Origin of the sequence: Arthrobacter sp. ISL-72 (assembly GCF_018613755.1) — a bacterium.
In the GTDB taxonomy this organism is placed as follows: domain Bacteria; phylum Actinomycetota; class Actinomycetes; order Actinomycetales; family Micrococcaceae; genus Arthrobacter.
Window position 1 is genome coordinate 1 of the sequence record NZ_JAGGPP010000005.1, and the last position, 10,596, is coordinate 10,596.

General features: G+C 63.4%; 9 protein-coding genes. 6 read left to right on the forward strand and 3 right to left on the reverse strand.

The annotated features are described in order from the left end of the window. Together J7I92_RS05175 and ald are read right to left on the reverse strand one after the other, a co-directional pair. The coding region (locus tag J7I92_RS05175) for a PLP-dependent aminotransferase family protein (protein WP_214838241.1) at window positions 1-1,226 on the reverse strand (1,226 nt) is incomplete at its 3' end. 92 nt (window positions 1,227-1,318) lie between these two features. Then, window positions 1,319-2,440 carry an alanine dehydrogenase gene (ald, locus tag J7I92_RS05180; RefSeq protein ID WP_214838244.1) on the reverse strand — a complete coding sequence of 374 codons (1,122 nt, stop codon included), beginning with the start codon at window positions 2,438-2,440 and terminating at the stop codon, window positions 1,319-1,321. Between the two features lie 227 nt (window positions 2,441-2,667). Between ald and J7I92_RS05185 the strand changes: the two genes are divergently transcribed. From J7I92_RS05185 to J7I92_RS05210, 6 genes are all read left to right on the forward strand, one after another. Then, window positions 2,668-4,032: an aspartate aminotransferase family protein gene (locus tag J7I92_RS05185; RefSeq protein ID WP_214838246.1), complete on the forward strand. Its 1,365-nt coding sequence runs from the start codon at window positions 2,668-2,670 to the stop codon at window positions 4,030-4,032. A gap of 74 nt (window positions 4,033-4,106) precedes the next feature. Then, the gene (locus tag J7I92_RS05190) at window positions 4,107-5,198 is read left to right on the forward strand and encodes a phosphotransacetylase (RefSeq protein WP_214838248.1); all 1,092 of its coding nucleotides are present in this window, start codon (window positions 4,107-4,109) and stop codon (window positions 5,196-5,198) included. A gap of 85 nt (window positions 5,199-5,283) precedes the next feature. Then, window positions 5,284-6,378, forward strand: a complete 1,095-nt coding sequence (locus J7I92_RS05195; protein ID WP_251039499.1) for a YeiH family protein — start codon at window positions 5,284-5,286, stop codon at window positions 6,376-6,378. Beyond that, the gene (locus J7I92_RS05200; RefSeq protein WP_214838251.1) at window positions 6,375-7,094 is read left to right on the forward strand and encodes a sulfite exporter TauE/SafE family protein; all 720 of its coding nucleotides are present in this window, start codon (window positions 6,375-6,377) and stop codon (window positions 7,092-7,094) included. The genes J7I92_RS05195 and J7I92_RS05200 overlap by 4 nt, the downstream gene beginning before the upstream one ends. A 143-nt stretch (window positions 7,095-7,237) precedes the next feature. Beyond that, the gene (pdxS, locus tag J7I92_RS05205) at window positions 7,238-8,143 is read left to right on the forward strand and encodes a pyridoxal 5'-phosphate synthase lyase subunit PdxS (RefSeq protein WP_214838253.1); all 906 of its coding nucleotides are present in this window, start codon (window positions 7,238-7,240) and stop codon (window positions 8,141-8,143) included. Window positions 8,144-8,476: 333 nt separating this feature from the next. Next, the gene (locus J7I92_RS05210) at window positions 8,477-9,979 is read left to right on the forward strand and encodes a helix-turn-helix transcriptional regulator (RefSeq protein WP_214838255.1); all 1,503 of its coding nucleotides are present in this window, start codon (window positions 8,477-8,479) and stop codon (window positions 9,977-9,979) included. Window positions 9,980-10,243: 264 nt separating this feature from the next. Here J7I92_RS05210 and J7I92_RS05215 read toward each other — a convergent pair whose 3' ends face one another. Continuing rightward, window positions 10,244-10,498: an alkaline phosphatase family protein gene (locus J7I92_RS05215; protein WP_251039500.1), complete on the reverse strand. Its 255-nt coding sequence runs from the start codon at window positions 10,496-10,498 to the stop codon at window positions 10,244-10,246. Window positions 10,499-10,596 lie beyond the last annotated feature (98 nt).

Genomic DNA, 10,596 nt, shown 5'->3' on the forward strand with positions numbered 1-10,596 from the left:
GGGGCCTGCTCCCACGGCAGGCATTCAACGGCTAGTTGGCTGAGCATTTCCCAGCGGGTCTTCATCTGGCGGCGGTGGTGGCGCAATGCACGGTGGTAGTCGCCGCTGTCGATCATCAGGGCCAGCGCACGCTGCATGTGGCCCGGCGGGTGGCGAACCTGGTAACGCCGTACTCTTCGCAGTTCCCTGACCAGTTCCGCAGGTCCCACCAGGAAGCCCATTCGGATCCCTGGTGACAGGAACTTGGAGAACGTGCCCAGATAGAGAATGTCGCCGGTGGAATCCAAAGCTTTCAGCGCCGGACTGGGGCTGCCCTCATAACGGAACTCACTGTCGTAATCGTCCTCGATAACGATAGTGCCGGAGGCAGCGGCGAGCCTGAGCAGACCACGGCGACGCTCCATGCTCAGAGTGACATTGGTGGGGTGGTGATGGCTGGGCGTGACGTACATCAGGGCGGTCCCACTGAGTGTCGTCGGCAGGCAGAGTCCATCCTGATCGACGTCGATCCCATAGACCTGCGCTCCGGTGCGGAGGAAAATATGGCGGGCGTCCAAATACCCTGGGTTCTCGACGCCAACGCGTTGATGTGGGCCGAGCAGGGTCCGGGCCAGCAGGTCCAGTCCTTGTTGGGAACCGATGGTGATCAGGAGTTCGTCAGGGCCGGCCTCGATTCCGCGCGCCGGGAGTATCTGCTGCCGGATCATCTCGACCAGCATGGGGTCGTCTGCGCCCAGGCTGTCCTGGAGGCTGGCGAAGCGATGAGGCTGGTAGAGGGCTTCCCTGAGGCTACGTATCCATGCAGTGGCGGGAAAGCTGTGAACGTCCACCTGGCCGGCGACGAACGGGTAAGGGTACTTGTCCCAGTCTGCTGCCTTCTCGACATCGGGGACGCCTTCGTCGGCATAGCGCCGCATCCTGGAGGACCAATCGATCATCAAGTCCTTTGCCGGCAACTCAGCTTCTACAACGGGTTGCATTTCCGGGTTCACGAAAATCCCCCGGCGCTCATGGCTGAGCACCAGACCCTCCGTGAGCAGTTCCTGGTAGGCGAGATTGATGGTGTTGCGGGCAACCTTGAGTTCGGCAGCAAGCTCCCGGGAGCTGGGCAACCTGCGGCGAGCGTCGAAGATACCCACAGCGATCCCGTGTTCGATGACCCGGCGAACTTGCCGGTACAGCGGCTCACTGGAGTTGCGGTCGATCTCTATGAGCGTCCGTGGCACGTATCGCCTCTCAATTAGCTCGATGAAGTATCAGGACCTAACGAAGCGGGGGAGTCCAGTATGAACTCCCCCGCCAAATATTTCCTTTTGTCTTAACTTCGAGCCACAGCTTCCAGGGAATCAACGACCTCGATGCTGTGGGCGGCCCCAACGGCGGCGTTGGTGAGGCGCCCGGCAACGGTGGTGAGGCCTGCCCGCAGTGCTGCGTTTTCAGCCACAGCCCGCTCGACGCCCTTGTCCGCGATCTGCAGCACGTACGGCAAGGTTACGTTGGTCAAGGCGTAGGTAGAGGTGTGGGGAACGGCGCCCGGCATGTTCGCGACGCAGTAGAAGACCGAGTTGTGCACGCGGAAGGTGGGCTCCTGGTGCGTCGTCGGATATGAATCCTCGAAGCAGCCGCCCTGGTCGATCGCGATGTCAACGAGGACACTGCCGGGCTTCATGCGCGAGACCAACTCGTTAGAGATGATCTTCGGGGCTTTGGCTCCCGGGACCAGCACGGCACCGATGACCAGGTCTGCCTGGACCACTTCATGTTCGATTGCGAGCTGATTCGCCGCGAGCGTGCGGACGCGTCCCTGATACATGCGGTCTGCAGCCCGCAGCTTGTCCACGTTCTTGTCGAACAGGACCACGTCTGCCCACATGCCTGCAGCCACTGCGACCGCATTCATTCCCGAGACGCCGGCGCCGATGACGACAACGCGGGCCGGTGCCACGCCGGAGACGCCGCCGATCAGTACACCGCGCCCGCCTTCAGGACGCGTCAGGCACTGCGCGCCCACGAGGGGAGCCAGCCGGCCGGCCACTTCGCTCATGGGGAACAGCAACGGCAACGAGCCGTCTTCAAGCTGCACCGTTTCGTAGGCGATGGACGTGCTCCCGGCCTCCAGCAGGGCCATGGTGCAGGCCTCGTCGGCGGCCAGGTGCAGGTAGGTAAAGAGCGTAAGGTCCGGCCGCATTCGGTGGTATTCCTCGGCGATCGGCTCCTTGACTTTGAGCAGCAAATCAGCGGTGGCCCAGACTTCATCGGCGGTCTGGAGAATGCTGGCTCCGGCCAGCGTGTAGGCATCATCTGAGATGGATGACCCTTCTCCAGCGCCGGTCTCGATGAGCACTTCATGCCCGTGGGCAAGCAACTCATGAACGCCGGCTGGCGTGACGGCTACTCGGTACTCATGGGATTTGATTTCCTTCGGGATGCCGATCTTCATTGTGACCTCCGTGTCGTTGATGGTGCTCTCGCTAGATCCCGCGGTACGGGCTGCGCAGCATTATCGAAGTATGGAATGAACCTGCAGGGACCAGAAGAACCAGAAGTATGCCGGGTGAGGGAACCAGACTGGTCCCATCACCCAGTGACCATTTGGTACTGATGCAGAAAAAAACCATGACCTAGGCTTCGATCATCGCTACTCACCGCAACAAGAAGGAGATGGTCTTGGATTCCTCCACACTCCGGGCACTGGCCCGACGGCACCTCGGACCCCACTTCACCCGCAAGGACGTCTGGGACAGCGAGTTCCCGATTTTTGTCCGTGGTGAAGGAAGCTACCTCATTGACACTGAGGGAGACCGATACTTGGACGGACTGGCAGGGCTCTTCTGTGTCAACATGGGCCACGGACGCCAGGACATCGCCGAGGCAGCCAGCGAGCAGATCAGCACCTTGGCCTACGCCTCCAACTGGGGCTCGGCGCACCCTCCCGCCATTGAGGCCGCCGCACTCATCGCAGACCTGGCGCCGGGCGATCTTGGCACCACATTCTTCGTCAACTCCGGCTCCGAGGCCGTGGAGACAGCCCTGAAGTTTGCCCGCCAGTACTTCCGCAGCCAGGGCCAACCGCAGCGCACCAAGATCATCAGCCGCGACATGGCCTACCACGGGACAACCATGGGTGCGCTATCGATCACACAGCTACCCAAGATCAAGGACCCGTTCGGCGAACTCCTTCCAGGCATCCGCAAGGTTCCCAACACCCTCGGCTTCACCGGCGACTGCGGCAAGGTCACAGAACTTGACTGCTTCCGTGCCATAGAGCGCACGGTCCTGGAGGAGGGTCCCGAAACCATTGCCGCAATCTTTGCCGAGCCAGTCCAGAACGGTCGCGGTGCCCTGGTGGCACCGGACGGCTACTGGCCGGCGCTGCGCGCCTTGTGCGACAAGTACGGAATCCTGCTGGTCTCGGACGAGGTCATCTGCTCCTTCGGCCGGCTGGGCCACTTCTTCGGATACGGGGTGACCGGGGTTGTCCCGGACATGGTCACCTTCGCCAAGGGGTCCACCTCCGGGTACGCACCACTCGGCGGACTCATCGTCCGCGAGCAACTTGTCCAGGAACTGTTCAACTCTTCCAAGGGCGGTGTCTTCACCCATGGCGCCACCTGGGGCGGACACCCGGTATCCACCGCAGTCGCGGTCGCCAACATCACGGCCATGCGGGATGAGAACGTTCTGGGCAACGTCCAGGAGCAGGGCCCCAAGATCATGCAGGCCTTGGAATCACTGAAGAGCTCGCACCGCTGCGTCAAGGCAGTCCGCGGCATGGGCTTCTTCTACGCGATCGAACTCATGGCAGACAGCTTCGGCGGCCGCGAATTGACCGAAGCAGAATCGCTGAGGGTCCTGCGTGAAGTCCTCCCCGAATCGTTCAAACGAACCAAGGTGATCCTTCGCGGCGATGACCGCGGCGCCACCATGATCATGATTTCACCGCCGCTGGTTGCCGACGCCGACGTCCTGTCCGCGCTGCTCCACGGCGTGGACGGAATGCTCAACGACGTCGAAAAGGCCATCCAGCCCTAATAAGTCGCCGGTATTCCCTGTGGAGGCTTCCCCCGCGGAGGCCTCCACAGGCTCGATATGAGAGGCACGAAGCCATGACTACGGCGATGATTGATCAGCGGGCATCGCCGCCCGCGGGAAGCGCCCTGTTCGAGCGCTGGCGCCATGAACTTTCCGGCCGCGGTTGCACCGTCGGGTTCTCGGACGGTGAAGACGAACGTGCCATCCGTGCGATCAGCACCCTGGCGACCGAGGGAATTATCAGGCCCGGGCTGATAGGCAGACGTGCGGAAATCCTAAGATTGGCCGCCGATCTAGGCTGCCGCCTGCCTAAGGATGCCATCCTCGACATCGACGAGCTTGCCCACGACAGTGCAGTGACCACAATCATCGGCGATGCTTATGCCAGGAAACCTGAAGGACTGGCATACGTACAGCGCGAGCCCGTCCATATTGCCGCAGCAGCCTTGCGGGCCGGATATATTGATGCCTGTGTCGCCGGGGCGGGGACACCTACGGCAAACGTGCTTCGTGCCGCCTTGCGCGTGGTGGGGCTGGCTCCCGGTTGCACCACCTTAAGTAGCTCCTTCCTGATGCTGCTTCCCGATGGACGGCAACTAACGTTTGGTGATTGCGCTGTCATTCCAGATCCTTCCCCCGACCAGCTGGCGGACATCGCCGCATCGGCGGCTGCCACACACCAGGCCCTGACCGGGCAGGAGGCAAAAGTGGCGTTGCTGTCCTTCAGCACAAGAGGCAGCGCAATCCACCCGCACGTGGACAAGGTCAGGGCGGCGATGGACATCCTGCGGGCCCGCCACCCGCTGCTCTACGTGGACGGCGAACTGCAGTTTGACGCTGCACTGGTCCCCGGGATCGGCGCGACAAAGGCGCCCGGATCGGATGTCGCCGGGCAAGCCAATGTGCTGGTATTCCCCAGTCTGGATGCCGGAAACATCGGCTACAAGATTACCGAGCGCCTCGGCAGGGCCGTCGCAGTGGGCCCCATCCTGCAGGGCCTGACCGCCCCTTTGAATGATTTGTCCCGGGGCTGCAGCGCGGAGGACATTGCCGCCGTCGGCCTGTTGAGCGCTATGCAATCTCTCGCCGCGCCGGCTTCGGGCATCCCTGCAAATTCCGTCGCTGCGGCAACCGGCAGGCCGACGATTCCACATGCAACAGCCTGAGATTCCAGCCGCCATCCCACTTGCTGCTTCGAAAGAAAGGAGATCCGATCCGAGCACGGGCACGCCCGCTCCGGATGGATCGTAGATGACCATGACACAAGACGTTGCCACCGCCGCAGGAAGTGAAAAGCAAAAGCAGGCCGGACTTCTTTTGCGAGGTCTGCGCCATCACCGGCTGCCCGGGCTGGGACTCGCAGCCGTCGCCGTCGCCGTCGCGTGGCTCATCCACGCAGCAGTCCCGGCACTGCCGTTCCTCACGGTGTCTGTCATCCTGGGCATCCTGTCCGCGAACCTGCCGGGGATCAGCGCGGCAGTCGAAGGGGTCATGCAGCCTGGCCTAGTCCTTGCGGCCAAGCGATTCATGCGGCTGGGCATCGTGCTGTTGGGGCTGAAGCTCAGCCTGATCGATGTCGCTGCCCTGGGTTGGACGACGCTGGGGATTGTGGCTGGCATCGTCCTGTTCACTTTCGCGGGGACGATTCTACTGGGCAAGGCTCTCAGACTTCCTGGCGATGAACCCGTGCTGCTCGCCGCTGGCTTTTCCATCTGCGGCGCCTCAGCCATCGGGGCCATGAGCGGTGTGACGAAGACCGACCATCGAGGCACTGTTGTTCCCATTGCGCTTGTGACCCTGTGCGGTACATTGGCCATTGGTATTCTGCCCGCCCTCAGCGGCCCGCTTGGCCTTGACGCTGCCAAATTCGGGTACTGGGTGGGAGCTAGCGTCCACGATGTTGGCCAGGTTGTCGCCACAGCGCAGACAGCAGGTACAACAGCCTTGGCCGGAGCGCTGGTCATCAAGCTCACCCGCGTTCTGATGCTGGCTCCTATGGTGACAGGGGCTGCGCTCGTACAGCGCTACCGCCGAGGGAGGGCGTCCAGCGGCACAGAGGAGGCCGACGCCAAACTTCCGCCGCTGATTCCGCTCTTCGTGGCAGGGTTCATGGCAATGATCGTCGTGCGGACGTTTGTCATCCTGCCACATGTGGCCTTGGAAGTCGCTGCAACGGCCCAAGAACTGCTGCTTGCAGCAGCCCTGTTCGGGCTAGGCGCGTCGGTGCAGGTACGCTCGCTCCTCCAAACAAGCGGCAGGGCGATCCTAGCTGCCATGCTCTCATGGGGCTTCATCGCAGTACTGGCTTTCATAGGCGTGCAATTTATCCAGGACGGGACACCATGAGCCCCGCAGAACTCATCATCTCGGCGCTCATTATTGCCGTCGCCGTGGTGGCGCAGGCCAGCACGGGGTCAGGATTCGGCATCGTCGCTTCTCCGCTACTGCTAATGCTCAGCCCACACCTGGTACCCGGCCCGCTGCTGCTGGTCTCTTGCGTGGTCATGGCGTTCGTTACCTGGCAGAACAGGAAAGGACTGCGGCACCTGGATCTCAAGAGCGCCCTTGGCGGTTGCCTGCCCGGCGCCCTCGCAGGACTGTGGGTGCTGCCCCTGCTGAACGGCAAGTGGACCGGAGTCATCGTCGGCGGGCTGGTCGTGGCCAGCGTGCTGGCCGGACTCGCACGGTTCCAGATCCCGCAGAACCGCATCTCCCTGATCGCCGCCGGCGTGGTCGGCGGCGTGCTAGGAACGGTTGCCTCGACGTCGGGGCCGCCGATCGTCGTGGTGTACCGGGCCTCGGACCCGGACCGCTATCGCGCCAACCTCTCGCTGTTCTTTCTCGTCTCATCCCAGGTCTCTTTGCTCGTCTTGATCGCATTCGGGGCATTCGGCACGGCGGATCTGCTGGCTTCCTGCTGGCTGCTGCCGGGAGTAGTCCTCGGTGCACTCGCGTCCGGGCCCGTGGTGAGACGGCTTTCCGCAGCAGCAATCCGTCCCGCAGCCCTAGGCCTATGCCTGATTGCCGGAGTGAGCCTGGTCGTCAAAGGTGCCCTCGCCTGACGGGTTCCTGTGAGCCCCCGACGCCTGAGGATCCTCGATGCGGCCGGCAGGTCATGCGCGGTGAGGCTCGAGCAGGTACGGTCCCGCAACAACCAACAAGAACTCGGAAGCAAGAACCAACAAGAACTCGGAAGCGAGGAGCAGTGAAAACAGCAGAGCTGGGCGTCCCGTCCACGGGCAGCAGCCGCGTCAAGCGCGGCATGGCAGAGATGCTCAAGGGCGGCGTCACCATGGACGTCGTCAACGTCGAACAGGCCCGCATCGCCGAAGACGCCGGTGCCGTGGCCGTGATGGCGCTGGAACGCGTTCCGGCCGACATCCGCGCCCAGGGCGGCGTGTCCCGCATGTCGGACCCGGACATGATCGACAAGATCATCGACGCCGTGTCCGTGCCGGTCATGGCCAAGGCCCGGATCGGCCACTTCGTCGAAGCCCAGGTCCTGCAGTCGTTGGGCGTGGACTACATTGACGAGTCTGAGGTCCTGACCCCGGCCGACTACACCAACCACATCGACAAGTGGAACTTCACCGTTCCCTTCGTCTGCGGGGCCACCAACCTCGGTGAGGCGCTGCGCCGGATCAACGAGGGTGCGGCGATGATCCGTTCCAAGGGCGAGGCCGGCACCGGAGATGTCTCCAATGCCACCACGCACATGCGCCAGATCCGCGCGGAGATCCTCAAGCTCGCCGCCCTGCCCGACGACGAGCTGTACGTTGCGGCCAAGGAACTGCAGGCACCGTACGAACTCGTTAAGGAGATCGCCGCCTCCGGCAAGCTCCCGGTGGTGCTGTTCACCGCCGGCGGCATCGCCACCCCGGCCGACGCGGCGATGATGATGCAGCTCGGCGCCGACGGCGTGTTCGTCGGCTCGGGCATCTTCAAGTCCGGCAACCCCGCCCAGCGCGCCGCCGCCGTCGTGAAGGCCACCACCTTCTTCGACGACCCGGACGTCATCGCCAAGGCCTCCCGCGGCCTGGGCGAGGCCATGGTCGGCATCAACGTCGACGAGATCCCGGCCCCGCACCGCCTTGCCGAACGCGGCTGGTAACGGTGAAGCCGCAGGCCCTCGAAGAATCCGCCGAATGTGCCACCTATGGACCCTGGCAAATCGTGCCGCATGGACTCGGCGTCCAAGTTACGTTGGACGGCAGATATCTCGGGCAGGGGACCATTGATGGTTGCACGCCTGATGGTTCTGTCCTTTGGGTGGCACTCGGGGGAGTGGAGGGTAGACGCCTTTTCCACTGGGACGACGACGTCATCATCCAACTTAGCTGATCAGCACCCGCCCGCAGCCGTTGTCAAAATCAGGCATTGAGGCGATATGCCTCCCGAGTAACCACGCCACACCGGCCTTCGACCCGTTAGATTCTCGATGCTTATGCCAGATGAACAGATGCCCGCTTCGAGCTGGAACCGCAACGCCGCCGCCCCGACGTCGTCCGCTGCCGCCCCTGCAGTGGACGTCATCAGCCTGGGCCGCCGCGTGCGGTACCTGCGCAAAGCAGCGGGCATGACGCTCGATGACCTGAGTGCCGCCGTCGGGACCGCCCCCAGCCAGCTGAGTCTGATCGAGAACGGCAAGCGGGAGCCGAAGCTGGGGCTGCTGCAGCAGCTTGCGACGGCCCTCAGCGTGACCATTGACCAGCTGCTCGGGGCCGAGCCGCCCAACCGCCGTGCGGCTCTGGAGATTGAGCTGGAACGGTACCAGCGCAGCCCCATCTACGAGTCCCTCAACCTGCCGAAAATCCGCATCAGTTCGCGGCTTCCGATGGATGTGCTGGAGTCCATGGTGGGGCTCCAGCATGAGCTGGAGCGCCGGCTCAATGAGCAGGTGGCTACGCCCGAAGAGGCCCGCCGGGCTAACGCCGAGTTGCGCGCCATGATGCGAGAGCGGAACAACTACTTCCCGGAGTACGAGGCCGAGGCTCAGAAGGTCCTGGCCTCGGTGGGACACACCAGCGGGCCGCTGTCCCACCACGTGATCGCGGACATCGCGACACACCTCGGGTTCAGCCTTCACCATGTGGGCGACCTGCCCCATTCCACCCGTTCGGTTACCGACCTAAAGAATCACCGAATTTACCTGACGCAGAACCAGCGCTCGGACCATGACCCCCGGTCAGTGCTGCTGCAGGCACTGGGCCACTACGTCCTGGGCCATCTGACTCCGCTGAATTACGGGGATTTCCTGATGCAGCGCGTGGCCACCAACTATTTCGCGGCCGCGCTGATGCTGCCGGAGCAGGCCACCGTGGAGTTCCTGCAGCGGGCCAAGCAGGCCAAGGAAATTGCAGTGGAGGACATCCGGGACGCGTTTGCGGTGTCCTATGAAACCGCCGCCCACCGCTTCACCAACCTCGCCACCCAGCACCTGGACATCCGCACGCACTTCCAGAAGACCCACAAGAGCGGCATCATCTACAAGGCCTACGAAAACGACGGCGTGACGTTCCCGCAGGACCACACCGGCGCCATCGAGGGACAGCCCTCCTGCAAAAACTGGACCAGCCGTGTGGTGTTCGACGTCCCGGACAAGTTCAGCGCCTACAACCAGTACACTGACACCCCGGCCGGAACCTACTGGTGCACGGCCCGGACCGAGCGGTCCGCGAACGGCGAGTTTTCGCTCTCCGTGGGAGTCCCGTACGCGCAGGTCAAGTGGTTCCGCGGCCGGGACACCACGGAGCGGTCCAAATCCACCTGTCCGGATGAGAACTGCTGCAGGCGCCCCCCGGCATCGCTGACGTCCGAATGGGCAGGCAACGCCTGGCCGTCCGCCCGCACCCACTCGCACCTGCTCGCCGCCATGCCGCCAGGGGCGTTCCCCGGCGTCGACGAAACCGAGGTCTACTCCTTCCTGCAAGTTCAAGCGAATCGCTAAGACACCGCTACGCTACGGCCCCGGCATCAGAGCCGGAAAGACAAGCGATCGTCCTATTGCTGGACGGGAGCGGACAATGCGCGGCTGTGAACTCTGGAGGCCGGTTACTCTGCAGGGAGGAGTGCCCCCGGACACAGCGACGCTGCCACGACTTCCGGCAGAGTACTTTGGATCCTTTTTCGGGGCTACCCTTCCGCACGAGCTGCTGTACGACGATTGGCACTATGTGGACTGGGTTCATGTAGGGGAGGACCGCTGCGGTCGCTACTTCCCCGAGTTGCCGCCGTCGTTCGTGTGGCTGATGGAGGCGACGGCGCCGGTCTGCTCGTTGAGCAGGACCTTGTCGTTGCGTTGGTGGGGGAAGTTAAACATGGCATTCACGGAGCCGGCGGTGGCGTCGGCGGATGAATCGCCGATCCGGCCGGTGCGCCAGTTGTCCTCGATGAAGCGCAGGATGGAGGCCTGGTCGGTCTGGGTGTGGTCCACGAAGTTCTTCTTCGCGTAGGGGGAGATGATCACGAGTGGCTGGCGTACTATATGCCGGCCCGGGCGGGTCAGACCCGGTGGGCCCGGGTGACGAAGTGGTCAACCCGGCGGTCAGGATACCTTTCCGCCCG

What these genes read in the sequence shown, in the direction of transcription:
- ald (WP_214838244.1), bottom strand. Translation starts at nt 2,440, where the DNA reads ATGAAGATCGGCATCCCGAAGGAAATCAAATCCCATGAGTACCGAGTA.
- J7I92_RS05200 (WP_214838251.1), top strand. Translation starts at nt 6,375, where the DNA reads ATGAGCCCCGCAGAACTCATCATCTCGGCGCTCATTATTGCCGTCGCC.
- J7I92_RS05190 (WP_214838248.1), top strand. Translation starts at nt 4,107, where the DNA reads ATGACTACGGCGATGATTGATCAGCGGGCATCGCCGCCCGCGGGAAGC.
- J7I92_RS05195 (WP_251039499.1), top strand. Translation starts at nt 5,284, where the DNA reads ATGACCATGACACAAGACGTTGCCACCGCCGCAGGAAGTGAAAAGCAA.
- J7I92_RS05210 (WP_214838255.1), top strand. Translation starts at nt 8,477, where the DNA reads ATGCCAGATGAACAGATGCCCGCTTCGAGCTGGAACCGCAACGCCGCC.